This window comes from Mesorhizobium sp. U510 (assembly GCF_059180695.1).
In genome coordinates this window covers 3,023,621-3,048,200 of sequence record NZ_CP180532.1, presented here as the reverse complement: position 1 = coordinate 3,048,200, position 24,580 = coordinate 3,023,621, and the positions used below count along the sequence as shown (strand labels likewise).

The following is a 24,580-nucleotide window of genomic DNA, read 5'->3' as shown; positions in this document are numbered from 1 at the left end:
TTCGAACCTCCGCTGCCCTCCTGAAAGAACCTATCTGCGAGATCCCCTGATGTGACCGCTGACCTGCACGCCATCCTCGGCGCGCAGATACAGAAAGCCGGGAATGGAGATCAACGGGATGATCGCGGTCAGCAGGAACACCTGGTGAAAGCGCTCCGGCGTAAGCACATGGGTCTCCCCCGCGATCAGGCCCAGCAGCATGGCGGCGATCGAGACACCAAGCGAAACGCTGAGCTGCTGCAGCACGCCACCAAGGCTGGTGGCGCGGCTGAGCTTGTCCGCCGGCAGATCGGCGTAGGACAAGGTGTTGGAGGTCATGAACTGCGCCGAGCGGACGATGCCGAACAGGAAGACGTAGACGCCGATCGTCCAATGCGGCGTATCAGGGCCCATCAGGGCGAACCCCGCCACGGTGGCGGAGCCGACGACCGCGCTGCCGATCAGCACGGCGCTGAAGCCGAACCGCCGCAGCAGCGGCGACAGCAGCGGCCGCATGAGCAAGGCGCCGAAGCTGCCCACGAATGTCAGCGAGCCCGAAGTGACCGGGCTCATGCCGAAGCCGAGCTGCAGCATCAGCGGCAGGAGGAACGGCACGCCGTTGAGGCCGACGCGGCACAGGCCGCCGGCCAGCGTGCCGACCCAGAAGGAGCGAAACCGAAACAGCGTCAGGTCAACGGCCGGCGCCGCGACGCGGCGCGCATAGCGCCCGAAGGCGAGCAGCAGCAGGACGGAAGCGGCCAGCACCAGCACTGTGGCTGAAACGGGAATGATCGGCCGGCCGATGTTTTCCAGCCCGAATTGCAGCAGTGCCACACCGCATCCCACCATCAGGAACCCTGCGAAGTCGAAGCGCTGCACCGCCTCCTCGTGAAAATCGTCGACAAAGCGCAGCGCGGCCAGAATGCCGAGGCAGCCGAACGGCACGTTGACATAGAATATCCAGCGCCACGAGGCGTAGGTGGTCAGCAGGCCGCCGAGCAGCGGCCCGATGACCGGCCCCATGATGGCGGGCAAGGTCATGTAGGTCATGGCGGTGATCAGCCCGCTGCGCGGAAAGCTGCGCAGCAGGATCAACCGGCCGACCGGCGTCATCATGGCCCCGCCCAACCCCTGCAGCGCACGCATGGCCAGCAGCATGCCGAAACTGTTGGCCACACCGCACAGTGCCGAGCCAAGGGTGAAGGTGAACAGCGCCAGCGCGAACACTTTTCGCGCGCCGAACCTGTCGGCGAACCAGCCGCTGACGGGAATGAACACAGCGAGCGTCAGAATGTAGGTGGTGATCGCAAGGTTCAGCCGGACCGGCGTCGTGTCGAGGCTGTGCGCGATGGCCGGAATCGCGGTGGTGATGATGGTGGAATCGAGCTGCTCCATCAGGAAGGCGATGGCGACAATGATCGGAATGATCAGCCTCAGCCTCGGATCACGCTCGGTGGCGAATTGAGGCTGTTCCAATGCTGCGGCAAATTCCGTCATGCGAGCGGCTTATATTCTGTAGCCAAAGCAGCGCATCCCAGTTCAAAGGCAAGATTGCCCTACGTGCCAGCCAGCCGGAGTCTGGTCGCACGGCCGTCTTATGGTCCGACAAATAGGTCAGGGGTAGCGATTTCCACCTTGCCGGAAGTCAACAAATCTTGACCGGCGCCGTGAGTGGGCCGGACGTCGGCAAGGAGGCGATGGTGTCGCGAGATCGCCTGAAGACACTGCACGGTCCCGCAAGCATCCGTCCCGATTTCGTGAAGGAACGTGTCCGGCGAGAGACGGCTTTCTTCCCCATATCCTTGGAACGGAAAGGAGACATTTCCATGAAAAGGCGACTCGTATTCATCAGTTCCATGCTGCTGACCTTGGCCACGAGCACGATAGCGTTTGCCACCGTCGCCGACGCCGCCGTCGTCAGGCACCACTTTGTCCACCTCACCGTTGCGCACGGCGGCCATGCGCACGCCGCACATGGCCGACACGCTGGCCACGGCGGCTGGGTTGGCCGCGATTGGACTGGCGACAATTGGGGCAGCAACTATGGCCGGATGGACAGCGACTACAATGGCTACGGCAGTTACCATGGCTACGCCGGTGACTTCTGCGGGACCATCGCGTGGACACTCGACCTATGCGGTCCCCACGGCCCCTGATTGCTGACCATGCAGAGCGACTCTCCGTCCCAATTTCGTGAAGGAACGTGTGCAGTGAGGCGGCCGTTTTTCTCCCATGCGCAATATCGCAACAAAACAGGAGTAACGCTCATGAAAAGGCAATTGGTGTTTGCAAGCTCCGTTGCGCTGGCATTGGCGGCAGGTACGACTTCATTTGCAACCATGGCCGACGCCGCGGTCGTCAGGCACCATGGCGGCGGTCATGCCATGGGGCATTTCCGCGGCCGCCATTTCGGTGGCGGGCATAGATACGCCTTTCACCGCGGACACGGCCGCCATTGGGCTGGCGGCGGCTGGCGAGGCGGCTATCATGGCGGCTACTACGACTATTGCGGACCGGTCCAGCTGGCGCTCGGCCTATGTGTCCCATACCGCCCCTACTATTATGGCCCCTTCGGAATGCTCTGACCTTTGTCGGGCCATGGTAGCCGCGAGGGCTCGAGGGCTACGCCATTTCGGGGCGTCTTGACGCCTCGCGGATCGCCTTGTGCACGCCGCGCTGCAGATCCATGAAGGCCGGGGTCTCCATCACCTCTTCCCGGCGCGGCCGCTCGATGTCGACGTTGAAGGTCTGCATGATGCGTCCCGGCCCGATCCCCATGACGACGATGCGGTCCGACAGATAGACCGCCTCCTCCACATCATGCGTGACGAAGAGAACGGTCAGCTTGTGTTCCTCCCAAATCTGGGTCAGCAGTTCCTGCATCTGGTGCCGGGTCAAGGCATCTAGCGCGCCGAACGGTTCATCCATCAGCAGCATCTTCGGCCGATAGGACAGCGCGCGCGCAATGGCGACGCGCTGCTTCATGCCGCCCGACAGTTCGGACGGATAGCGGTCGGCGCTTTGCGACAGCTTGACGAGGTCGAGATGCTCAAGCGCAATCTCGCGGCAGGCCGTGCGATCGTAGCCGGCGGCCTTGAGGGCGAACTCGATGTTCTGCCGCGCCGTCAGCCAGGGCAGCAGCGTGTAGGACTGGAAGACGACGCCGCGGTCGAGACCCGGCTGCAGGATCGGCGCGCCATCGATGCTGAGATCGCCGGCGTCGAAGTCCTGCAGTCCGGCAACGATCGACAGCAGCGTGCTCTTGCCGCACCCCGACGTGCCGACGAGCGAGACGAACTCATTGTCGGCGAGATCGAGATTGATGTCGCGCAGCACTTCAGTGCGCCGCTCGCCCGTGCCGAAGCTCTTGTCGAGGCCGGCGATGCGCAATTTGGGAACAGTCATCGGCGGTTCCTCATTGCGAATGGCCATCCTGGCGAAACAGAACCTTTTCCAGCGCCTTCATGACCTGGTCGGTGATGAGACCAAGCACGCCGAGGAGCAGGATGTAACCAATGATGGTGTTGGTCTGGAAATAGCGCTGCGACACGGTAATGCGATAGCCGAGGCCAGATGTCGCCGCGACAAGTTCGGCCAGCACCAGCCAGGTCCATGCCCAGCCGAGGCTGATGCGCAGCGTATCCCAGATACCCGGCAGGGCGCTGGGCACGACGATGCGCGTCAGGATCTTGCGGTCCGGCAGGCCGAGCGTGCGGCCAAGGCCGATGAAATCGGCGGGAACCCGTTTCACATTGTCCATGACCATCAGCACCTGCTGGAAGAAGGTGCCGATGAAGATGATCAGGAATTTCTGCGTATCGCCGGTACCTGCCCACAATATGGAGAGCGGCACGAAAGCGACTACCGGCATGTAGCGGATGAAATCCACCAGCGGCTCGATACCAGCCTCCCAGGAGCGGAAGCTGCCGATCAGCACGCCGATCGGGATCGACAGTGCCGAGGCGATGAGGAAACCGATGGAAATGCGATACGCCGAGGCGGTGAGGTCCAGCCACAGCGTGCCGTCAGCGGCGAGCTTGGCGATCTGGGTCGCAACACTGCCGGGCGACGGCAGGAAGATGGGCTTTACCCATTCCAGCCCGGTCGCCGCCCACCAGGCGAGGCCAAGCCCGACAAAGACGGCCACCGCGATCATCAGGAAACGCGACCTGGCGATGGGCGCGCCGATCCCGGAGGACCGGCGGCGCCTCGCCTGTTTCGTGGCCGCCTTTGGCGCGGAGCGCGCCGGGCCGGTTTTCGCGGGGGGATCCGCTGACATCTGCGCTACCACCGCGATTCGGCCTCTATCATTGCGCCGCCTTGACGAAGGACGGGTCGATCATCTGCTCGGGCGTCACGTCGGCCTGGAGCAGCTTGGCGTTCTTGGCGGCAGCTTCGACGTCGGCGAATGTCTTGGTGGTGAAATCGCCGGTCAGCGCCGTCTTGTTTTCGGCAAGCGAATAGTAGCGCACGCCGTCGAAAGCGGTGTTGAGGTCCTTGACGTCGGAACCGACCGCCTTGGCGATGATGGCGCGGCCGCCGGGTGTGTCTGCATTGTAATCCTTGAGTGCGGCGTCCCAGCTCTTGATCATGGCCAGCACCTGGCCGGGCCGCGACTTGATGACCTCGTCGCGCACCACCAGCACGTCGCTGATCAGGCCGGGGTCCTCGCCGGCGGAAAACAGCAGCTTGACGTCCTTGTTCTGCGCCATGGCGACGGTGAGGTAGGGCTCGTAGGTGACAGCGACCGGCACGCGGCCGGCGATCAAGGCGCCGCCGGCGTCGGAGGCAGGCATCGGAACCGGCTGAACGTCGGCGATCGACATGCCATTCTTGGCGAGCGCGTATTTGAGCAGGATGTCGCTGGTCGTGCCTTCTTCGAAAGCAACCTGCTTGCCCTTGAGGTCGGCGATGGAGGTGACGTCCTTGCCGGCGATGATGGCGTCGGCCGTCATCGAGACATCGAGCAGCAGCACGATCTTCACCGGCAGGCCGGCGGCCACCATGCCCATCGCCGTGTGGGTCGCGATATTGGCGGCGTCGAGCTGGCCGCTGGCCAAAGCGGCGTTGATATCCTTGTCCTCGGCGAAGTTGACGATCTGGACGTCCGACAAGCCATTCGTCTTGAACAGGCCCTTGGCGTCGGCGACGTGCCACTGGCCATAGCCGAGCCAGGGCTCGATGCCTATCTTGAACGGTCCTGCCTCTGGCGTCGTGGGAATGGCCGCATCGGCGGCGTGGGCCACTGGCGCGGCGGCGAGCCCGATGGCGGCGGCCATCATGAGCGCGCGAAATTGTCCTGCTAGGTTACGCATCATCTCAAGTTCCCCTTGATGATCAGACCGCTTTTTTCCCAGGCATCCGGTCTGGTGAGACTGCGGGTTTCTGCTCTTGCGGCACTGTGCCTCGGCGTCTTGCCCACCACTTCGTGGTGAAGTGCAGGGATATTTCAGCGTCAGCGGGAGCGGATGTCAAGGCTAAAATACATACATGCATATACAAGTTGGCACGGCTCAATTTCCCTCGTGGATCAGGCGCATCCGCTCGCGCTTTCAGGATCGATCAAGTCGAGGAAATCGGTCACCCGATCGGCCCCGGCATCGGGCTCGCTGCCGACCATGGCCGCGACTGAAAAGGCGATGAGAGAAGACACCGGCGTGTGGCTGCGCGCGCCGGCGCGCAGGTTCATGACCAGGGTCGGCGACAGGAAAAGCCCTGAGCGCAGGACCGCCCGCCAATCCGCCGGCAGCATGCCGCGCCGCTTGAGCTCGAGCAGCAAGGGTCGCCACAAAGCGGTGGCCTTGACCTCCAGCAGGTCGCGGCGAACCGGGCTCAAATCCCAGTCCGTGTCGACAAGGAGCAGATTTCCTTCCAGCCGCGCCCGTGCGCGCAAAGTCTCCGTCGCGATGGCCGGATCGTAGAGCCAGAACGGATGGGCGAAGATGTTGTGGAAGGTGGCCTTCACCTCGGCCAGCAGCGTCGGGATATGCGAGCCGGCAAAAGCAGGATCGAAGAAGGACAGCTCCGCCCTCCCCGCTTCTTCCGTGTACCAGACATTGGCATTGTGGGCGTCGCCATGCGCGACCACGCCGCCGGCATCGGCTAGCCGGTCCGGCCGCAAGCGCGCCGCAGCAGCGTCGAAAAGTTCGCCGATGCTGCTGGTGTAAAGCTGGCCGTTGATGACGAATTTCAGCCGGGAGAACCGATCCCAGCCAAGTTCCATGCCGGGAAAGACAAACGGCTTGCCGACATAGAAATCCGCCAGCCGGCCGCCCGGCGACGACCGCGTATCGGCGTCGACCAGCCGCTCATAAAACAGCCGGTGGATCGGCTCCGCCGAGACCTCCGCGACAGTCACCGGATGCAACGTCTCGAGATAGACCTCGAGCAGCCTGGCGGACAGGTCGCGCTCGGCAAGAACCGCCTCGCGCCGCTTGCCGGCATCGTCCTCAACATCCAGCGCGAACAGGACATCCGAGAATCTCGGATCCGTGCGGCGCCGATAGACAAGGATCTGCTCGCCGGGCTGAGCGGACATATGGACAGGCTGGTCGACCGGCAGGCCGGCACGCGACAGGATCTCGGCCCGGTAGTATTCGCCGGTCATGCCCTCTTCGCGTTCCTCTTGGTGAAATTTGAAGAAATAGGCCTGGCCCTCGCTGTCGAAGAAGCCGTTCAACGAATTGAGGCTGTATTTGTCGACATTGATGCGGACATTGCTTGGAGTCATCCCGAACAGGTCGCCCAGCAGCGCCGCCAGCGCGCGTTGCGCCTCGCCGACATCATGCTGCGCGAGCGTGCGGATCCGTGCCGTACGGCTCGGTGTCTGTGTCATCGATCGTCGCCTCGGGTCAGGCCGTCAGCCGAGAGTGAAATCGCTCTCATTAATACATGTACATACATCTATGGAAAAACCTCTGCGAACTGCGGTAGCCCTGCCGCCGTCAGTTGGTCTTGGAGGGGGAATAGCGGCTGCCGAGCGAATAGCGGCTGCCGGCATAAGTCAGCTTGCTGATGGTGGCGACGATCGCGCCTGTCCATGTGCGGCGGTGCAGAAACAGGCAGCAGCTGCCGACATCGATATTGAGATGCCGCGCCGTCCCGGCGTCGGCCGGGATCGCCGAGATGATATGCTCGACCTCGGTCACCGGGGTTTTCTGCATGAGGTAGTCGTAGGTCGCCGTCTTCGAAAAATCCTGCTTGTCGTAGTCGGGGATCAGGCTCGGATTGACGAAGCGCTCTTCCAACTGCACCGGCAAATCATTCTCGAAATTGACGACGACGGAGTGATAGATCGCGACGCGCTTTGGGAACTCGAAGGACAAAGCGAGCTCCTTGGTCGGCATGATGGTTTCCAGCACGAGGACTTCGGAGCGATGCCTGTTGCCGCGCTCGACGATCTCGGCCGCGATGTTGTTGATCTCGATCAGCGTCGATTGCGGCCGGGGCGGCGCGATGAAGGTGCCAACGCCTTGCAGCCGGATCAGGAACCCCGCCGCGGTCAGTTCCCGCAAGGCCCGGTGGACCGTCATGCGCGAGACACCAAGCGAAACCACCAGCTCATTCTCGGACGGCAGCTTGCGATCCTTGCCCCACCGGCCCGTTCCGATGTTGGTCAGGATGTAGTCCTTCACCTTCTCGTAAAGGGGGCTCGCCGTATCGGGCAAATCGATCATTTCAAAATCCTTTCCGGCAATTTATCGGAAATCACGCCGGCTCAACAGGTTGCCGCATGCGGATGATTGTTTTCAAGCCGTCGCTTTGCCCCGCCAACAGCCGCTCATAAGTGGCCGGAATATCGTCGAGACCGATCTCCCGATCGATCAGGGCGAGCAAAGGTTCGCTCAATTCACCCAGCATCCGCACGGCGTCGGGCAGTTCGTCGGCGAAGGCATGGCACCCCAGCAGCGCGACCTCGCGTTCGACCAGAAGGTTGGGATCGATGTCGAGACGGCCATGGAAGATGCCGACCATCGCCACCGTGCTGCCGGAATCGAGAACGCCGAGCAACTGGGTGAACGCGGCGATGCTGCCGGTCGCCTCGACGGCCGCCAGCAAGGGGGCGTTGCCAGTCGCTGCGGCAATGGCATCGCGGTCGAGGTCAACGATTTTTGCGCCGGTCACCCGCGCCACGCGGTCGCAGCGCGCCTGGTTGCGGTCGGCGACAAGCACGGCGCCTGCAAAGCTCTGCGAAAGCAGCAGCGCGGCGAGACCGCCGATCGGCCCGCAGCCGACGACGAGCACCGGGCCTGCCGTCTTGGGCAGACGCCGCACCGCGTGCAGCGCCACCGCGAGCGGCTCGGCCATCGCGGCGACCCGCTCGTCAAGTTCCGCATCAACGACATGCAGCAAGCGTGCGGGCAAAACAGCCTGTTCGGCGAAACCGCCGTCGCAGACCTCGCCGACAAAGCCCAGCGAAGCGCAGAGATGGCGCCTGCCGGCATGGCATTGCGCGCACTCCCCGCACCAGAAGCGGGAATCGGCAACCACCCTGTCGCCGACGGCGACGGTGCCGACGCCCTCGCCGATCGCGGTCACCGTGCCGGTCAGCTCATGGCCGGCCGTCGAAGGCGAGCGGCTTATCCATTGGCCGGTGCGGAAATTGTGCAGGTCCGAACCGCAGATGCCGGCGGCATCGACCCTGAGCTTCACCCAGCCGGCATCCGGAATGCCTGGCGGGGCAATGTGCTCCACGCGCAGATCGCCGGGTCCATAAAGCCGTGCTGCCTTCATCGCGATCGTCTCCGTTCAGCCGGCGAGGTAGCGGTCGCGGATTTCCGAGACGGCGTTTTCGTGCGAGCTGAAGCCCTCGTAGCGGGCGAGCCTGCGGGCGTGCTTCGCCAATTCCGGATAGGCGGCCGAGGTGACATAGCCGACCGACGAGCGCTTGACGAAATCCGTCACCGAAAGCGGCCCATAGGTCCGCGCCCAGCGGCTGGTCGGCAGCACGGCATTCGGCCCAAGGACGAAGTTGGCAAGCGTCACCGGCGTGTGCGGACCCATGAGGATCTCCGCCGCCTCGGTGATGTGCCCGAGATGCGCGAACGGCTCCTTCGACAGGATTTCCAGATGTTCGGGCGCATAGTCGTTGATGAAGCGGTAGCTGTCTTCCAGCGACGCTGTCAGTACGATGCCACCGCGCTTGCCGGTCAGCACCGCGCGCGAGAATTCCACACGCTGTTCGGTCATGCGCGACCAGTGTTGCGGGAGCGCAGCGAGCGCTGCCTCGGCGACCTTGCGGCTGTGCGTCACCAGATAGGCCGAGGAATCCGGTCCGTGCTCGGCCTCGATCAGCAGATCGAGCGCGGCAAGGCCGCCGTCGACACTGTCATCGGCAAAGATGATGGCTTCCGACGGTCCGGCCGGAAGCCCTGTGTTAATGACCGAGGACAGTACGCTCTTCGCCGCCACCACCCATGGGCTGCCGGGGCCGACGATCTTGAGCGCCGGCTTCACCGTCTCGGTGCCGTAGGCGACGGCGGCGACGGCATGGGCGCCGCCGCATTTGTAGACGGTGTGCACGCCGGCGAGACGAGCCGCGACCAGGGTCGCCGCATCCACCGAACCATCCGATGTCGCTGGCGTCACGATGGCGATCTGCGGCACACCGGCAATGACCGCCGGAACTGATGTCATCATCGTCACCGACGGGAAGGCGCCCTTGCCGCGCGGCACATAGAGCGCGACTGAGGCGATCGGCGTATAGCGGTCGCCGGCATAGGCGCCCGGCCGAACTTCCTTGAGCCACATCGTTTCCGGCTTTTGCTCCTCATGGAAACGCCTGATGTTGTCTATGCCGAAGCCGATGCTTTCCACGACATCCCTCTCGACCTTGTCGAAGGCCGCATCGAACTCGGCTTCCGACACCTGCAGTCCGCCTTCGGCGACATTGGCCTTGTCGAGCTCCCTGGCGAAGCGGATCAGCGCGGCGTCACCCTCGTCCTTGACGCCCTGGATGATCGGGCGGACCTTTTCGACGAAGACCGACAGATCGGCCTCGGCGCGCTTCAGCAGGCTGGACCGCTGGGTGGCGTCGAGCGATGACAGATCGTGGAAGCTGACGTCGGACATGGATATTCCTCTTTGTTGGAACGCAACGCGCCGGCCGGTTACGTTGCGCAAGACGTTGATTTCGAACCTTTAGCGCTGCCTCAAATCGATGCCAGGAAGCCGCCATCCACCGGAATGGACTGGCCGGTTATGTAGGCCGCCGCATCCGAGGCAAGGAAGACGGCAACGCCGTGCAGGTCGCCGAGATCGCCGAAACGGTGCTGAGGGATCTTGGCGAGCATGGACTGCTGCCATGCCTCGTTGCTGTAGAACACATCGGTCATCGCCGTCCGGAAGTAACCCGGGGCGATGGCGTTGACCCTGATGCCGAGACCCGCCCACTCCGCCGCCAGCGCCCTGGTCATGCCGAGCAGGCCCGACTTCGACGAACCATAGGGCACCGCGGTGGGAATGCCGACTTCTGATGTCAGTGAGCAGAGATTGATGATGGCGCCGCCATGCCCGGCATCCCGCATCTGCAGCGCGGCCGCCTGGGCGCAGAAGAACGCCCCCTTGAGATTGGTGTCGATGATCCGGTCCCACAGCGCTTCGTCGACGTCGAGAGAGGGCCTGACCTCTTCCATTCCGGCATTGTTGACGAGGATGTCGAGACCGCCAAGCAGGCCCGCAGCCTCGGCGGTGGCCGTCCGGCAGCGGTTGACATCGGTGACGTCGAGAGCGACGGCATGCGCAACCCCGCCGGCCGCGCGGAGCGCCGCCGTGACCTCATCGAGGGACGCCAGGCTGCGCGCGGTGACCGCGACGTCGGCGCCGGCAGCGCTCAACGCTTCGGCAATGCTGCGGCCGATTCCGCGGCTGGCGCCGGTGACAAGCGCTTTCCTGCCGGCGAGATCGAACAGAGAAGCATTGCGCATGTGATCCTCCTTGCCGGTGTCGCGCTTCCGTTCCGATAGCGAGACTACCAGATCAAGTTACATATACAAGCATATACAAACAATTTCGGCTGCGCTACTTCTAGCAAAAATTCGCTGCACCAGTGCGCCTGTCAATGATCTGACTCACCCCGGGGAACGATGCGGCGAAACCCAGTGTTTGAGAACCCGGTCGATGATGGGGTCCGTCGGCCGACCGCAGAGGAGCCCGCTCGTGTCGAGAGCATCAGACATGGTCCGAACCGAAGTCACGCGCTTGTCGCCTTACAATTCCGGACTGACCATCGCCGAGGTCATGCAACGATATGCTCCGGCCAGGATCGCCAAGCTGGGGTCGAATGAAAACCCCCTCGGCCCGAGCCCGACGCTGGCCACGATGGTGCAGGCCGGCGCCGAGATGTTCCGGCTCTATCCGGATCCGGCCGGGCGCGAACTGCGCCAGGCGATCGCCGCCAGATATGGATTCGGCGAGGACCAGATCATCCTCGGCAATGGCTCGGAGGACCTTCTGTCCGTCATCAGCCGTGCCGTGCTGAGGCCCGGCGATACCGTCGTCACGCTTTATCCATCGTTCCCGCTGCACGAGGACTACGCGACGCTGATGGGCGCGAGCGTCAAACGAGTGACCGTCAACAACGACCTCACCATCAATGTCGATGCCCTGATCGAGGCGGAGCGCGAGCGGCCCCGCATGCTGCTGTTCTCCAACCCGATGAACCCGGTCGGCAGCTGGCTGTCCGCCGGCGACCTGTCGAAGGTTCTGGATGCGGCCGGCGACGAGACGCTGATCGTCGTCGACGAAGCCTATGCCGAATATGCGGAAGGCGACGACTATGCTTCGTCGCTGCATTACCTCCGCAATCGCGACCGACCCTGGATCGTGCTGCGGACATTTTCCAAGGCGTTCGGGCTCGCCGGATTGCGGATCGGCTTCGGCATCGTCGGCGACCCGGAATTGCGCGCCCTGCTCGACAGGGTACGCACACCATTCAACGCCAATGGCATGGCACAAGCCGCCGCGCTGGCGGCGTTGGCGGACGAGGAACACCTTGCAAGGGTCGTCGCGCTTGCCAAGGCGGAAAGAACGCGGGTCGAGAGTTTCCTCCGGAACATGGGCCTCGACGTCGCCCCTTCCCGCGGCAATTTCCTGTTCTTCAACTGCCGGCAAAATGCCTCCGCCTTCGCCGAGGGCCTGCTGCGCGAAGGCGTCATCGTCAAACCCTGGAAGCAACAAGATTTCGACAGCTATGTGCGTGTCAGCATCGGCTCGCCAGCGGAGAACGACCACTTCATGGCGGCGCTGTCGCGGCTGTTGTTGTGATTTCCCGAAAGCCATGCTGAATTGCCTGGCGCGCACCGGGCACGATATTGGACGGTCTGCCGTTCCCAATATGGAGTTCTTCGCAAGTGGCGCATCGCTTTCGGCCAACGGCTTCCATCCAGCCTCTCGGGCCTGTGTTCCTCCCGGGTCACCTTGACGATACCCAGCATGCTTGAGAGCACCACACCGAAAAGCCTCTACCGCGAAACGGCCGGCGGCACCGGCAATTACCCTGCCCTTGCCGGGGCGCAGCGGGCAAGGGTCGCCATTGTCGGCGGCGGCTTCACCGGCCTTTCCACCGCCTTGCATTTGGCGGAAGCGGGCGACGACGTTGCCGTGCTGGAAGCGGCCCAGCCGGGCTGGGGCGCTTCGGGCAGGAATGGCGGCCAGGTCAATCCCGGCCTCAAATACGATCCCGACACGATCGAGGCGATGTTCGGCCCCGACCTTGGGCCGCGGATGATCGATTTCTCCTACGGCGCGCCGGATTTCACCTTCGGCCTCATCCGGCGCCTGTCGATCGCCTGCGAGGCCCGGCAGAATGGCACGATCCGCGCGGCCATCCGGCCGAAGCCGGAAGCCGCGGTGCGAACCACGGCCGCGCAATGCGAGCGGCGGGGCATGCCGGTCAGCATGCTGGATGCGCAGGCGATGGCGACACGAACCGGTACCGGCAGATACATAGCCGGCATGTTCGACGCCCGCGGCGGCGACCTCCATCCCCTGAAATACACGATTGGCCTGGCAGCCGCCGCGCGGAACGCCGGCGCGCGGATTTTCGGTGGCAGCGAAGTGCTTTCGCTGAAGCGAGAGGCTGGACGATGGGTCCTCAAAACCGCCAACGGCTCGGTCAGCGCCGAGAAGGTGCTTGTGGCAACCAACGGCTATACCGGGGCCCTGTGGCCGGGCCTGGAGCAGTCGGTTGTTCCGGTGTTCAGCGCGATCGCGGCGACCGAACCGCTTGCGCCGGCAGCCGCGGCCGCAATTCTCCCTGAAAGGCCGGTCGTCTACGAAGCCGGCAATATCACCGTGTACTACCGCATCGACGCGCAGAACCGTCTTCTCATGGGCGGCCGGGGACCGATGAAGCCGATCGGCGATGCTGCCGCCATCCGCTACCTCACCGACTATGCGCTGCGGCTGTGGCCGGCACTCGCCGGAGCACGCTGGACGCATGGCTGGAACGGCCGGGTCGCGATCACCAAGGACCATCTGCTGCACATTCACGAGCCGGAGGACGGCGTGCTGATATGCCTTGGCTACAACGGTCGCGGCGTCGCCATGGCCTCGGCGATGGGCGCTGCCCTGGCGCAACGGCTGCAAGGCCGCGAGACGTCGCCGTTTCCCATGCCGATATCGGCGCTCAAGCCAATCCGGTTCCACCGCCTCTGGCCGCTCGGGGTGAAGGCCGCGATCCTATCGGGGCGGCTGAAGGACCGGTTCGGCCTCTGACGCGAAGCGTTCGACCGACCTGAAGGCTCGTGAGGTTGGAAAAGCTGCTCCTAACTAGCGATACTTCGGAAACGCGCGCCCCGCGGGCGCGTTGGCCCAGCTCTGCAATGTCTGGCCGCGGTCGATCAGCCAGTCGACGCCGGTGACGTGCCTTGCCTCGTCCGAGGCGAGGAACGCCACGGCGGCCGCGACATCGTCCGGCTGGCCGATGCGGCGCAGCGGGATGCGGTCGGCGAAATGCTGGACGCTGCTCTTGAAATCGCCATCGGCGTCGATCTGTCCGGCACCTATGCTTTCGGCGCGACGGTTGCCGATTTCTGGGGCGAGCGCGGCGAGAAGGACAATGCGCGCATCGCTCACGAAGTCGATGCCGACCGCTTCTTCAAGCTGATGTTCGACCTGTTGCGGGATTAGCCCGCTCGGGGATATGCCGTTGCTTCAGCGTGACCCGGTGCCACGAACCGGGTCAGCCAGTCTTTCGGCGTGCCATCTCAGATGGTCGTCCATGAATGTCGAAATGAAGAAATACGAATGGTCGTAGCCGTCCTGCATACGCAAGGTCAGCGCAATGCCGGCCTTGGCGCAGGCCGCTTCCAGCAGCCACGGCCTCAGCCCGTCCTTGAGAAAGCCGTCCGACGTCCCCTGATCGACGAAAAGCTCGCGGAAACGGTGGCCATCCTCGATGAGCAAGGTGGCATCGTAGCCCCGCCATGAAGCCTCGTCGGCGCCGAGGTATTTTTCGAGGGCGGGCCGCGACCAGCCGGCGGTGCTTGGCTGCACGATCGGCGCGAAGGCCGAGCAGCTTTTGAAGCGCTCGGGATTTTTGAGCGCGATCGTCAGCGCGCCATGCCCGCCCATCGAATGGCCGAAGATCGCCTGGCGCCTCATATCGGCCGGAAACTCCTGCGCGATCAACGCCGGCAATTCCTCGGTGACATAGGAATACATGCGGTAGTTCGTGGCGTAGGGCGCCTGCTTGGCGTCGAGGTAGAAGCCGGCGCCGCTGCCGAACTGCCAATTGTCCTTCTCGTCGGGAATATCGGCGCCGCGCGGGCTGGTATCGGGACAGACGACGATCAGGCCAAGCTCCGCGGCCATGCGCCGGTATTCCCCCTTGTCCATCACATTGGCATGGGTGCAGGTGAGGCCGGAGAGGTACCAGACGACCGGGCAAGGTTTTTCACGCGCCTGCGGCGGCACGAAGACGGCGAAAATCATGTCGCAAGAGCAGGCGTCCGAAGCATGGGAATAGACGCCCTGCACGCCGCCATGCGACTTGGCCGAGGAGAGGGTCTTCATCCGGTCCGACATCTTGTTTCTTCTCCGCCAACGTCCTTCACGGCCGCCTGTCTACGGCATGGGCCGGGACCGCGGCAACCCTGATGGATTGGACCATGGTCGCGAGAGCAGCTCCGGCCTATTCCGCCGCCAGAGCCGTCATTTCCCGCCGGAACGGCAGCGCATCGCCGATATCATGTTCGTCCAGCTCCCGCGCCAAGCGGTGGCCGCCATGGGTCGCGGCGGCTTCGGCATCCGAGGACAACGCACATCGCCACGACATTATTAGCGCGGATCCAGCAGGATCATCTCCGCTGCCTTCTCGGCGATCATGACGACCGGAGAGTTGGTGTTGCCCGAGACGATTGTCGGCATGATCGAGGCATCGACCACGCGCAGTCCGGCAAGCCCGTGAACGCGTAGCCGGTCGTCGACCACCGCCATCGAGTCCGAACCCATCTTGCAGGTACCGACCGGGTGGAAAATCGTCGTGCCGATATCGCCGGCCTTGCGGATAAGGTCTTCGTCGCTGTCATATTGCGTACCGGGCAGCATCTCTTCGGGCGCAAAGCGTGCCACGGCCCGTGCCTTCATCAGGCTGCGCACATGGCGCAGCGATGCGACCGCGACGCCGCGGTCTCGCGTGGTGGAGAGATAGTTCGGCCGGATCTTCGTCGCCTCGCGCGGATCGGACGATGCCATATGCACGGCACCCCGGCTTTCCGGGCGCAGATTGCAGACCGACACGGTGACCGCGGGAAAGCGATGCAGCGGCTCGCCCAGACGGTCTGTGCTGAGCGGTTGCACATGATATTCCAGATCAGGTGTTGCGAGGCGCGGATCGCTCCTGGCAAAAATGCCGAGCTGGCTCGGCGCCATCGACAACGGCCCGCTGCGTTTGAGCGCATATTCCACACCCATCGCCGCGCGGCTGATCAGATTGTGATAGCGCTGGTTGAGCGTCGCGGCATTGGCGACCTTGAAAACCGTGCGTATCTGCAGATGGTCCTGCAGATTTTCGCCAACACCCGGCAAGGCGTGTCGAACATCCACGCCAATGCTCGAAAGCAGGTCAGGGCGCCCCACCCCCGACAGTTCGAGGATCTTCGGCGAGTTGATGGCACCGGCAGCAAGGATCGTCTGTCCGGCGCTGACCTTGTGCAGGCGGTCGCCTTGGCGGAAGAGCAGTCCGGTGACGCGTCGGCCGTCGAATTCGAGCCGTTCCGTCTCAGCCCCCGTCACCACGCGCAGATTCTGACGCGCCGCAATGCCGCGCAAAAATGCCTTCGATGTGTTCCAGCGCACCCCTTGCCGCTGGTTGACCTCGAAATAGCCCGAGCCTTCATTGGTGCCGGTGTTGAAATCTTCGGTGCGGGGAATGCCGAGTTCCTCGGCGGCTTCCCGGAACGCGTCGAGGATCGGCCAGGACAGACGCTGCCGTTCGACCCGCCACTCGCCGCCGCTGCCGTGCATGGCGCTCTTGCCGCCGTGATAGTCTTCCGACTTACGGAAATACGGCAGCACATCGTCCCAACCCCAGCCGACATTGCCGGCCTGTCGCCAGCCGTCATAGTCGGCTGCCTGGCCCCGCATGTAGATCATGCCGTTGATCGACGAACAGCCACCAAGCACCTTGCCGCGCGGATAGTTGAGGCTGCGTCCGTTGAGACCGGCTTCCGGTTCGGTCTTCATCATCCAGTCGGTGCGCGGATTGCCCATGCAGAAGAGGTAGCCGATCGGGATATCGACCCAGTGATAGCGGTCGCTGCCGCCGGCTTCGAGCAGCAGCACCCGGTTGCGCGGATCGGCCGAGAGCCGGTTGGCGAGCACGCAGCCGGCGGAGCCGGCGCCGACGATGACGTAGTCGTAATCGCCGAAAGGGGATGGTGAAGTTTCGCTCACGTGCGTGCCTGCCGTGCGGCGATGCGCTCCCACATCGGAATCATCGCCTGGTTGATCTCGCCATAAAGGCGATACCCTCCCGCGTAGGCCTCGGCAACCGCCACCCATGGCCGCTGCAACCGATGGCGACGATCTCGCCGGCACCGATGCCGGCTTCGGCTATGCATTGGCCGATGACCGAAACCGCGTTGCGCCAGAAGCGCCGTGGTGTCGGTCCCCTAGTCTAGATATCGATGCGCTGCTCGCTGCCGGGGTCGAACAGGTTGGCGCTGGCCGGATCGACGGCAAGGAATATCGGCTCGTTTCGCCGGCCTGCAAACCTCGGCGGCAGGCGGGCGATGATCGACTGGTCGCCAACCTGCACCGTCACCATGGTTTCAGGCCCTGTAGGCTCCACGACATCGATCACCCCGGTGACCGAAGCTTCATCGCGCCCGGCCACCTTCAATTCTTCAGGCCTTATGCCCAGGATCACAGGGCGCTCTGAATCAACCGGCCGCTTGCCGGCCTGCAATGCGACCGACACGCCGCTCGCCGCGAAACGCACGCCATTCGCGTCCGAGACCAGACGCCCGGGCAGGAAGTTCATCGCCGGCGATCCGATGAAACTTGCGACGAACACGTTGGCGGGCCGTTCATAGATGGTGCGAGGATCGGCAAACTGCTGGATATGGCCGCCCTTCATCACCGCCACCTTGGTGGCCAGCGTCATCGCCTCGATCTGATCATGTGTCACATAGACGATGCTCGTGCCGAGACGCTCGTGCAGGCGCTTGATCTCCGTGCGCATTTCCACACGAAGCTTTGCATCGAGATTGGAAAGCGGCTCGTCAAAAAGGAACAGCTCCGGGTCGCGCACGATCGCCCGCCCCATTGCAACGCGCTGCCGCTGTCCTCCCGAAAGATTGGCAGGGCGTCGGTCGAGCAGATGCGAAATCTGCAGCAGCCGCGCGGCGTCGTCGACGGCGCGCTTGCGCTGATCGGCGTCCACGCCACGCATTTCCAATCCGAAGCCGATATTTCGCTCCACCGACATGGTCGGGTAAAGTGCATAGGACTGGAACACCATCGCGATATTGCGGTCCTTGGGCGCGAGATCCACGACCGAGCGTCCGCCGATCAGGATGTCGCCGCCGGACGTGTCGTCGAGGCCCGCAATCATGTTGAGCAGGGTCGACTTGCCGCATCCGGACGGCCCAAGCAGAACCAGAAAGCCTCCGTCCTCGAGCTCGATATCGACCCCGTGAAGGACCTGCACGGAGCCATAGGACTTGCGCACGTCCTTGATGGAAAGTGTCGCCATGCGAATGCTCCTAACCTTTGATGGCGCCCGCGGTCAGCCCCTGAACCATGGTTCGCTGGACGATGGCGAAGAGGACGATGACAGGCAGGATGCTGAGAATGCCGCCTGCCGCCAGCACACCCCATGGAAGCTGGAATTCGCCGACCATCAACTGCAGGCCCACGGGCCAGGTGCGTGATCCCTGCCCTGTCGTCAGCATCAGGGCGAACAAGAACTCGTTCCAGGCAGCGATGGCAATGAACACCGAACTTGCCACCAGACCGTTGCGCGCAAGCGGCATGACGATGCGGACCATGGCGCCAAGCCTTGTCGAGCCGTCGATGCGCGCCGCGCTCTCGAGTTCCTTGGGTGCGGAATCAAAGAAACCTTTGAGCATCCACACGAACAGCGGCAAAAGGAAACTCGTATAGGCAAGCGCAAGTCCGAAACGGCTGTCGACGAGGCCGACGCCACGCATGACGACATAAAGGGGAATGATCATCATCACGGCGGGGAACATGCGCACGACGAGATAGCCGAGCATGAGCTGCGTTCGGCCGCGAAATGCGAAGCGTGAAAATGCATAGGCGGCAAGCGTGCCCGTGGCGACGCAGATCGTCACCGTCAGGAAGGTGACGACCAGGCTGTTGGCTATCAGCCGCGGGAAGCCGGACTGCGTCCAGATCGCCACATAATTGTCGAAGGTGACGCGCCTCGGTATGTACTGCATGGTCTGGGTGACGATGTCGGCCTCGTATTTTAGCGATGTCAGAAACATCCAGATCATCGGACCGATGCAGAACATCGACAGGGTCGCGAGGACCAAGTAGGTGGCGATGTTGGCGATCACCCGCCGGCGGCGCTTGCTTTCAATCATCGCCGTCTCCCTTGGTGATCCTGGACAGGCGGATATATGCCGTCGCGAAGATCATCAGGATTACGAACATCACCACCGACAGGGCGGATGCGTAGCCGAAATTGAATTCCTTGTACGCGGTCTGGAAGGCGTATAGCGACAGGACCTGCGTGGCATCTCCCGGTCCGCCACCGGTGAGAATGAGGAGCAGATCGGGCGAATTGACCAGCCCGATGACGCGCAGGATCACCGCCGCCGCAATCACGGTCTTGAGCATCGGCAAGGTGATCAGCCTGAGCTGCGCCGGGACGCCCGCGCCGTCCACCGCGGCTGCCTTGTAGAGATCTTCGGGAATGCTCTTCAGGCCCGCGAGCAACAGCAGCGCGAAGAATGGAAATCCGTGCCACGCCTCGACAAGGACGGTCGCCGCAAGCGCGGTATTGGGATCCGCGAACCATGCCTTGTAGGTGTGCAGGACGCCCGCGCGGACGAGAAGATCGTTGATGACCCCAAGCCTCGGATCGAGCAGCAGGGCCCACATATGACCCGCCACGACGTTGGGCAGGAAATAGGGAAGCAGGATCAGCACGGCGAAGATCTTCGTGCCCGGCAAATCCCTGTTGAGGGCGGTCGCGGCGAGAAGGCCGAGCGCCAATTCCAGCACGACGGCCGCGGTGACCCAGACGACCGTGTTCTTCAGGGCGATCCAGAAGACAGGATCGGACCACATTGCCGCATAATGTTTGAAGCCGACCCAGCCACCCAGACCGGGACGCGTCAGACGCATCTCGCGAAAACTGATGGCCATGCCGTAAAGCGTCGGATAGGCGATCACCAGCAGGATCATGACGAGGCTGGGAAGGAGCAGCAAATACATCCAGTAGCGGGTCTCGGACAATTCGCCGAGAGCCCGCAATGGCCGATATCCGCTTGAGCTTGATGTCATGGATTCGCGATGCGAATGCATCGTCCCGTTGCGTTCAACGCATGGCCGCACGCCGGAGCCGGCCGTGCAGGGATGTATCAGCGAAGGGCGGCCTCGAGGCCCTGGATCATACGGTCCACGGCCTGCTCCGGTGTCGACTGGCCCGTGAGCACCGATTGGAAAGCGGGATTGACGACATTTTCGGACCAGCCCGCCGCGCCCACGAAATTGTTCGGCAGACGTCCGAACTCGAGCGTTTCGACCGCCGCGTGATAGATTGGATTGCCGGTGATCCGCGGATCTTGCAGGGCAGCGGCAGAGGCCGGGAAATAGCCCGTGCCTTCGAGCAAGGCCAGGGCAGCATCGGTCTCGCCCCAGAAACTCACCCAGCGCCAGGCGGCCTCTATATTGTCTTCCTTCATGATGCCGTTGCCGGCGTAGGCAACGCGAGCGACATGCGCCTTCGGACCCGCCGGCATGGGTGCGGTCGAGAATTGTTTGCCCTGCTTCATCGCGGCCGAGATTTCATTCAGCGAACCGGTGTGGTGCCACACCATTGCCGTCTGCCCGGTGCGGAAGCCCTCCATGATCTGGCGGTAGCTGTCGTTGGGCGCGCTCGGCGGCACGACCTTTTCCTTCAGGAAGAGATCGGAATAGAACGTTATCGCCTCGATCGCCGCTGCCTTGTCGATGGCTGGCTGCCCATCCCTGACGATCGGCGAGCCGAACGCCTCCATGACATCGATAACATATTTGAAACCGCCGGCGCCGGCGCGCATGCCAAAGGCATATCTACCCTTCGACGGGTCGGTCAGCTTGCGGCAAGCGCTCAGGAATTCGTCGAAATTCCGGGGCGGCCCGGCCAACCCGGCTTCCTCGAAATAGTCGGCACGGTAGTACATCCAATCGACGAAGGCGAAGGCGGGAACCGCATAGATGGCGCCGTTGCTGGAAAGCCCGGTCCAGCGATTTTCGGGGAAATTGGCCTTGCCCTTCCAGCCGTTCACGCGCTCGGTAAGATCAATCAACCCCTCCATCGCGGTGAGATCGGCGAAACGCTCGGCGATCACCATGGCGGTATCCGGACGGCCACCGGCCAGCACGGCCGAAGAGACCTTTGCCATATATTCAGAGTTCGGGATGTTCTCCTGCGTCACCGCCACATCGGCATTGGCCGCCTGAAACAATGCGATGATCTTCAGCAGGCTGGCCATTTCCGACTGGCTGGTGAAATGGTGCCAGTAACTGATGGCACTCGCGGCACGGGCGCCGCCGATATGCCCTGCCATCGCCAGGGCCGCCGTACCCATGAGAAACTGCCTCTTGTTCAACTGCATCCTATCTCCTCCAAGATATCAGATCATCAATCTGATCGATCAGTTGAAGTTTGGGTAGCATCCTTTCCCACGCCATGCAACCGCCCGGCGCGCAGCTGGACTAAGCGACGGATCACGATTGACCTGTCAGACGAGACCCAGGCTTCGCTGCATCGCCGCCTGGAAATGCGCCTGCAGTTTTGCCTCGGCGGCGTCGGCATTCCTTGTGCCGCAAGCCTCTAGGATATCGAGGTGCTCCTTGAGCGTCCGGACCATGATGGGTGTCGTGATCTTCCTGTCGAGCCGCAGCAGACGCAGATAATTGTGCATGCGCCGGTAGGTGCTGTCGATCAGGGGATTGCGCAGCGCGGCGATGACCGCGCCGTGCAACTCTCCCTCCAGCGCGTCCATCTCCTCCAGTTGTTCTTTTCCGAGACCATCGCGCTCGACGCGTCGAAGCAGCCTGGAATGCCGGATTTCCAAGGCATTCATGACGGCCTCATCGCCTTGTTCCGCAAAGACACGGATCGCGGCGCGCTCGACGATGGAGCGGAACTGGTAGGTGGCACGCGTAAGCTCCAGGCCGGGCCTGACGAACTGGATGCCGGAGCGCGGGTGGATGGTCAGGATCCCTTCCGCCTCAAGAACACGCAGGGCGTCGCGAAGCGGGGCAACAGGCACGTCGACGATCGCGGACAATTCGTTTTGCGAGATGAATGCCCCGGCCGGCACGCGCCGGTCGAACAAGCCCTCAAGGATTCGTTCATAGGCGACATCGCTCATGCGGGCGGCCGCCACGAGGGGAGAAGAGTCCGTTTTTGCCTTGCCCGCCACTTGCGGCCCCTCCATTGGTCCGGTACTAAGATACCATCTGATAGATCAGTTGGATATCGTAACCGATCAGAAAGCCCTTGTGATGAGCCTTTCGCATTTTCGTATAACCCGATTTCAGTTCGCCCGCGACCGGGTAATCGGGGACAGCCAGGTTCGGGCCGACGATGTCAACGTCGCCGCACTGGAGCTCGTTTCCGAGAGTGGCGAGGTGGGGCTGGGATTCATCCAGACGCTCTTCAATCCACTTCCTGATCAGCAAGAGATCGAGAGCGTTTTCGAACATGAGGTTTGGCCGAGCCTGAAGGGAAACAGGGCGATCGCCCTGGTCCACCGTGTGCACCGCCCGCGCGGCGGCAATCAGCGGGCTTACTCCCTGCCCTTTCACGAAGCGATTCAGGTGGCGCTTTGGGATCTTGCGGCCAAAGAAGCTGGCCTGCCCCTTCATGTCTTGCTTGGAAGTCGCCGCAACCGGGTGAAAGCCTATGCCAGCGGTCTCGATTTTCACCTCGACGATGAGGCCTTCGTCTCGCTGTTCTCCCACGCGGCTTCGATTGGCTACTCGGCTTTCAAGATCAAGGTCGGCCACCAGGATTTCGACCGCGACCTGAGGCGCTTGGAACTGTTGAAGGCCTGTGTCCCGGCCGGGTCCAAAATCATGATCGATCCGAACGAGGCCTGGACCTCTAAGGAGGCGCTCACGAAGTTGGTGGCGATCCGCGAGGCCGGCCACGAACTTCTGTGGGTCGAGGATCCAATCCTGCGTCACGACCATGAAGGGTTGAGAACACTCAGGCATGCCGTCACATGGACCCAGATCAACAGCGGCGAGTATCTGGATCTCCAGGGCAAACGGCTGCTCCTGGAAGCCCATGCGGCCGATATCCTGAATGTCCACGGCCAGGTGACGGATGTCATGCGCATCGGCTGGCTGGCAGCCGAACTCGGGATACCGATCAGCATCGGCAACACGTTCCTGGAGGTCGGCGTGCATATGGCGGCCGCGCTTCCCGAGGTCGAATGGCTGGAATATTCATTTCAGAACTTCGATCATCTGGTGGAACAGCCTATCGAAATCCGGGACGGCTACGCCTACGCGCCCGATCGGCCAGGCCATGGATTGGTCCTATCGGAAAAGGCGCGCGGCGAATGGATCAGGCCAAGGCGCCTGGCACGGTCGGAGCTCGGCGCCGCGCCGGAAAATCCACGCCTTTCCGTGAAGCAGTAGAGAAGATGAAGCCCAGACCAGGGCTGCGGCGGTCGGCCCACTATCGTCGTTGGTTCAAAGTGAGGGGCTTGGACCGGGGCGCAATGGCTGTTGATGTCAATGTCTGCTTTTTGAAGGACAAAAATCGTCGCCAAAGGGGGCGAAAGTTCACGGAGATGCAGCAGGTCCGCTACAGCACGTTAAGTTTCACGAGAGCGGCCGAGGAATGCAACGTCACGCAGCCTGCATTGACGCGTGCGATCAAGACGCTCGAAGAGGGGTTGGGGGCGAACGCCTCCGACGCCAGCGCCAGCATTCGCACCTGACCGAACTCGGCCGGCGCATGCTGCCCCTGTTACAGCAATGTTATGATGCCGCGACTTCCGCCAAGTCGCTCGCCAAGGCTGTGCAAAGCAGCGACGTGGCGCCTCTGAACGTCGGTGAATGGAACGACATGGACAGCCTCGCGGCGGCACGGCCGCAAATGATCGGCCTCCTGGATACGATGCGTGACATGCTGGAAGACCTCGGCGGCGACCTCGGCGTGACCGATCCCGTTTCGGGGACGGTCGTTGCCGAGATCGGGACCTGAACGGCCGAGCTGCGGGTTTTGCGTGCACACTGCTCGACCGGGGCGGCGAGTCAATAAAGGTTGGCGGTCAAGTCGGCCGGAATGACAAGCGGTGCGAAGCAGACCCGCCTTTGTGCACGCCGTTCTACGCTGTAGCCCTCTCCCTTTTTGATAGATCTTTACATAGGGGGCGTGGCGCAGATCAGACTTGCCAGATCGGAGATGGAGAATGCCAGTTCAGCGGAAGTGAGATACGGACACGAGAACACTTTTGATAGCGACAGTCGTCACCGAAACTAAGCTAACGCCGCCGTTTCCATCCGTTACTCCCCACTCGATTGTTCCAACTCAGCTAGGTTATTGATCTAGCTGGGTTTTCTCTTTCTTGCCGCACCGAAAGTCGACGCATGGTCCGCCAAAAAGTTACGCTTTTTGATTTTAAAGGGCAAATCGCCATGAACGATATTCTGAGATTTCAGCATCAGTCGCAGTCAATCGCGCTTTTCGGTCGACTTCAGGTGCCGATATGTCCTCGCCGCCAGAAACTGACAAGTACCGTTACGTGTCTTTCCTGGAGTATCCATCCACTGCCCCTTGCCGCCGCCGATCTCCGACTGACCTACCTTTGGCCGCTCGGCCGCTTTGCGCCAGTCCTGTCGCCACGACTGCAATGTCCACACAGTGAATTGCAGCACCAGTCAGAACCCTGAAGGCGAT

The 24,580-nt window shown here is 62.8% G+C and carries 24 protein-coding genes and 1 pseudogene; 7 read left to right on the top strand and 18 right to left on the bottom strand.

The genetic code is table 11. The annotated features are described in order from the left end of the window. Positions 1-30: 30 nt before the first annotated feature. Complete coding sequence (locus tag ACLGL5_RS16235; RefSeq protein WP_069091545.1) at positions 31-1,476, bottom strand: DHA2 family efflux MFS transporter permease subunit; 1,446 nt, start codon at positions 1,474-1,476, stop codon at positions 31-33. A 158-nt stretch (positions 1,477-1,634) separates the two neighbouring features. Here ACLGL5_RS16235 and ACLGL5_RS16230 point away from each other — a divergent pair, with 158 nt between their 5' ends. Further along, complete coding sequence (locus ACLGL5_RS16230) at positions 1,635-2,135, top strand: hypothetical protein (protein ID WP_069091544.1); 501 nt, start codon at positions 1,635-1,637, stop codon at positions 2,133-2,135. Between the two features lie 111 nt (positions 2,136-2,246). Continuing rightward, on the top strand, positions 2,247-2,564 hold the full coding sequence (locus ACLGL5_RS16225; RefSeq protein WP_141700915.1) for a sulfur globule protein precursor: 318 nt from the start codon (positions 2,247-2,249) through the stop codon (positions 2,562-2,564). Positions 2,565-2,601: 37 nt separating this feature from the next. Here the strand turns inward: ACLGL5_RS16225 and ACLGL5_RS16220 are convergent, their stop codons facing one another. The 8 genes from ACLGL5_RS16220 to ACLGL5_RS16185 form a co-directional block, all read right to left on the bottom strand. Next, the gene (locus ACLGL5_RS16220; protein ID WP_027046562.1) at positions 2,602-3,384 is read right to left on the bottom strand and encodes an ABC transporter ATP-binding protein; all 783 of its coding nucleotides are present in this window, start codon (positions 3,382-3,384) and stop codon (positions 2,602-2,604) included. A 10-nt stretch (positions 3,385-3,394) separates the two neighbouring features. Next, entirely contained in the window at positions 3,395-4,258 is an 864-nt protein-coding gene (locus ACLGL5_RS16215; RefSeq protein WP_019856678.1) for an ABC transporter permease, read from the bottom strand. A gap of 28 nt (positions 4,259-4,286) precedes the next feature. Continuing rightward, positions 4,287-5,294, bottom strand: a complete 1,008-nt coding sequence (locus ACLGL5_RS16210; RefSeq protein ID WP_027046561.1) for an ABC transporter substrate-binding protein — start codon at positions 5,292-5,294, stop codon at positions 4,287-4,289. Between the two features lie 215 nt (positions 5,295-5,509). Next, positions 5,510-6,814, bottom strand: a complete 1,305-nt coding sequence (locus ACLGL5_RS16205; protein ID WP_069091543.1) for a hypothetical protein — start codon at positions 6,812-6,814, stop codon at positions 5,510-5,512. 109 nt (positions 6,815-6,923) lie between these two features. Continuing rightward, entirely contained in the window at positions 6,924-7,655 is a 732-nt protein-coding gene (hutC, locus tag ACLGL5_RS16200; protein ID WP_069091542.1) for a histidine utilization transcriptional repressor HutC, read from the bottom strand. A 31-nt stretch (positions 7,656-7,686) separates the two neighbouring features. Beyond that, positions 7,687-8,712: a zinc-dependent alcohol dehydrogenase gene (locus tag ACLGL5_RS16195; protein WP_069091541.1), complete on the bottom strand. Its 1,026-nt coding sequence runs from the start codon at positions 8,710-8,712 to the stop codon at positions 7,687-7,689. Positions 8,713-8,727: 15 nt separating this feature from the next. Next, positions 8,728-10,050 (bottom strand): histidinol dehydrogenase, encoded by a 1,323-nt coding sequence (hisD, locus tag ACLGL5_RS16190; RefSeq protein WP_069091540.1) that lies wholly within the window; start codon positions 10,048-10,050, stop codon positions 8,728-8,730. An 80-nt stretch (positions 10,051-10,130) separates the two neighbouring features. Continuing rightward, positions 10,131-10,904, bottom strand: coding sequence for an SDR family NAD(P)-dependent oxidoreductase (locus ACLGL5_RS16185; RefSeq protein WP_064983398.1), 774 nt, complete (start codon positions 10,902-10,904; stop codon positions 10,131-10,133). A gap of 232 nt (positions 10,905-11,136) precedes the next feature. Here ACLGL5_RS16185 and ACLGL5_RS16180 point away from each other — a divergent pair, with 232 nt between their 5' ends. Continuing rightward, the gene (locus tag ACLGL5_RS16180) at positions 11,137-12,243 is read left to right on the top strand and encodes a histidinol-phosphate transaminase (protein WP_069093342.1); all 1,107 of its coding nucleotides are present in this window, start codon (positions 11,137-11,139) and stop codon (positions 12,241-12,243) included. Between the two features lie 168 nt (positions 12,244-12,411). Further along, positions 12,412-13,695, top strand: coding sequence for an NAD(P)/FAD-dependent oxidoreductase (locus tag ACLGL5_RS16175; RefSeq protein ID WP_069091539.1), 1,284 nt, complete (start codon positions 12,412-12,414; stop codon positions 13,693-13,695). A 54-nt stretch (positions 13,696-13,749) separates the two neighbouring features. Here the strand turns inward: ACLGL5_RS16175 and ACLGL5_RS16170 are convergent. The 9 genes and pseudogenes from ACLGL5_RS16170 to ACLGL5_RS16130 form a co-directional block, all read right to left on the bottom strand. Next, positions 13,750-13,962: pseudogene (locus ACLGL5_RS16170) on the bottom strand (SDR family oxidoreductase); the annotation flags it as partial. A gap of 171 nt (positions 13,963-14,133) precedes the next feature. After that, the gene (gene fghA, locus ACLGL5_RS16165; protein WP_069091537.1) at positions 14,134-15,006 is read right to left on the bottom strand and encodes an S-formylglutathione hydrolase; all 873 of its coding nucleotides are present in this window, start codon (positions 15,004-15,006) and stop codon (positions 14,134-14,136) included. Positions 15,007-15,112: 106 nt separating this feature from the next. After that, on the bottom strand, positions 15,113-15,238 hold the full coding sequence (locus ACLGL5_RS16160) for a hypothetical protein (RefSeq protein ID WP_019856667.1): 126 nt from the start codon (positions 15,236-15,238) through the stop codon (positions 15,113-15,115). 20 nt (positions 15,239-15,258) lie between these two features. After that, positions 15,259-16,875: a GMC family oxidoreductase gene (locus ACLGL5_RS16155; protein ID WP_069091536.1), complete on the bottom strand. Its 1,617-nt coding sequence runs from the start codon at positions 16,873-16,875 to the stop codon at positions 15,259-15,261. A 223-nt stretch (positions 16,876-17,098) separates the two neighbouring features. Then, positions 17,099-18,178, bottom strand: a complete 1,080-nt coding sequence (locus ACLGL5_RS16150; protein ID WP_064983403.1) for an ABC transporter ATP-binding protein — start codon at positions 18,176-18,178, stop codon at positions 17,099-17,101. 10 nt (positions 18,179-18,188) lie between these two features. Next, positions 18,189-19,034, bottom strand: a complete 846-nt coding sequence (locus ACLGL5_RS16145) for a carbohydrate ABC transporter permease (RefSeq protein WP_019856663.1) — start codon at positions 19,032-19,034, stop codon at positions 18,189-18,191. Then, positions 19,027-19,929, bottom strand: a complete 903-nt coding sequence (locus ACLGL5_RS16140; RefSeq protein ID WP_223217774.1) for a carbohydrate ABC transporter permease — start codon at positions 19,927-19,929, stop codon at positions 19,027-19,029. Before ACLGL5_RS16140 ends, ACLGL5_RS16145 begins: the two co-directional genes overlap by 8 nt. A gap of 107 nt (positions 19,930-20,036) precedes the next feature. Then, positions 20,037-21,275, bottom strand: a complete 1,239-nt coding sequence (locus ACLGL5_RS16135; protein WP_069091535.1) for an ABC transporter substrate-binding protein — start codon at positions 21,273-21,275, stop codon at positions 20,037-20,039. A gap of 126 nt (positions 21,276-21,401) precedes the next feature. Continuing rightward, the gene (locus ACLGL5_RS16130) at positions 21,402-22,037 is read right to left on the bottom strand and encodes a GntR family transcriptional regulator (RefSeq protein WP_244966414.1); all 636 of its coding nucleotides are present in this window, start codon (positions 22,035-22,037) and stop codon (positions 21,402-21,404) included. A gap of 133 nt (positions 22,038-22,170) precedes the next feature. Between ACLGL5_RS16130 and ACLGL5_RS16125 the strand changes: the two genes are divergently transcribed. From ACLGL5_RS16125 to ACLGL5_RS16115, 3 genes are all read left to right on the top strand, one after another. Then, positions 22,171-23,313, top strand: coding sequence for a mandelate racemase/muconate lactonizing enzyme family protein (locus ACLGL5_RS16125; protein ID WP_069091533.1), 1,143 nt, complete (start codon positions 22,171-22,173; stop codon positions 23,311-23,313). An 83-nt stretch (positions 23,314-23,396) separates the two neighbouring features. Next, a complete protein-coding gene (locus tag ACLGL5_RS16120) occupies positions 23,397-23,618 on the top strand; it encodes a LysR family transcriptional regulator (protein WP_494372936.1) in 222 nt (73 codons plus the stop codon). 95 nt (positions 23,619-23,713) lie between these two features. Beyond that, entirely contained in the window at positions 23,714-23,884 is a 171-nt protein-coding gene (locus ACLGL5_RS16115; protein WP_494372935.1) for a hypothetical protein, read from the top strand. Positions 23,885-24,580 lie beyond the last annotated feature (696 nt).

What these genes read in the sequence shown, in the direction of transcription:
- ACLGL5_RS16195 (WP_069091541.1), bottom strand. Translation starts at nt 8,712, where the DNA reads ATGAAGGCAGCACGGCTTTATGGACCCGGCGATCTGCGCGTGGAGCAC.
- ACLGL5_RS16225 (WP_141700915.1), top strand. Translation starts at nt 2,247, where the DNA reads ATGAAAAGGCAATTGGTGTTTGCAAGCTCCGTTGCGCTGGCATTGGCG.
- ACLGL5_RS16150 (WP_064983403.1), bottom strand. Translation starts at nt 18,178, where the DNA reads ATGGCGACACTTTCCATCAAGGACGTGCGCAAGTCCTATGGCTCCGTG.
- ACLGL5_RS16185 (WP_064983398.1), bottom strand. Translation starts at nt 10,904, where the DNA reads ATGCGCAATGCTTCTCTGTTCGATCTCGCCGGCAGGAAAGCGCTTGTC.
- ACLGL5_RS16130 (WP_244966414.1), bottom strand. Translation starts at nt 22,037, where the DNA reads ATGAGCGATGTCGCCTATGAACGAATCCTTGAGGGCTTGTTCGACCGG.
- ACLGL5_RS16125 (WP_069091533.1), top strand. Translation starts at nt 22,171, where the DNA reads ATGAGCCTTTCGCATTTTCGTATAACCCGATTTCAGTTCGCCCGCGAC.
- ACLGL5_RS16135 (WP_069091535.1), bottom strand. Translation starts at nt 21,275, where the DNA reads ATGCAGTTGAACAAGAGGCAGTTTCTCATGGGTACGGCGGCCCTGGCG.
- ACLGL5_RS16120 (WP_494372936.1), top strand. Translation starts at nt 23,397, where the DNA reads ATGGCTGTTGATGTCAATGTCTGCTTTTTGAAGGACAAAAATCGTCGC.
- fghA (WP_069091537.1), bottom strand. Translation starts at nt 15,006, where the DNA reads ATGTCGGACCGGATGAAGACCCTCTCCTCGGCCAAGTCGCATGGCGGC.
- ACLGL5_RS16215 (WP_019856678.1), bottom strand. Translation starts at nt 4,258, where the DNA reads ATGTCAGCGGATCCCCCCGCGAAAACCGGCCCGGCGCGCTCCGCGCCA.
- ACLGL5_RS16220 (WP_027046562.1), bottom strand. Translation starts at nt 3,384, where the DNA reads ATGACTGTTCCCAAATTGCGCATCGCCGGCCTCGACAAGAGCTTCGGC.
- ACLGL5_RS16235 (WP_069091545.1), bottom strand. Translation starts at nt 1,476, where the DNA reads ATGACGGAATTTGCCGCAGCATTGGAACAGCCTCAATTCGCCACCGAG.
- ACLGL5_RS16205 (WP_069091543.1), bottom strand. Translation starts at nt 6,814, where the DNA reads ATGACACAGACACCGAGCCGTACGGCACGGATCCGCACGCTCGCGCAG.
- ACLGL5_RS16210 (WP_027046561.1), bottom strand. Translation starts at nt 5,294, where the DNA reads ATGCGTAACCTAGCAGGACAATTTCGCGCGCTCATGATGGCCGCCGCC.
- ACLGL5_RS16175 (WP_069091539.1), top strand. Translation starts at nt 12,412, where the DNA reads ATGCTTGAGAGCACCACACCGAAAAGCCTCTACCGCGAAACGGCCGGC.
- hutC (WP_069091542.1), bottom strand. Translation starts at nt 7,655, where the DNA reads ATGATCGATTTGCCCGATACGGCGAGCCCCCTTTACGAGAAGGTGAAG.
- hisD (WP_069091540.1), bottom strand. Translation starts at nt 10,050, where the DNA reads ATGTCCGACGTCAGCTTCCACGATCTGTCATCGCTCGACGCCACCCAG.
- ACLGL5_RS16145 (WP_019856663.1), bottom strand. Translation starts at nt 19,034, where the DNA reads ATGATTGAAAGCAAGCGCCGCCGGCGGGTGATCGCCAACATCGCCACC.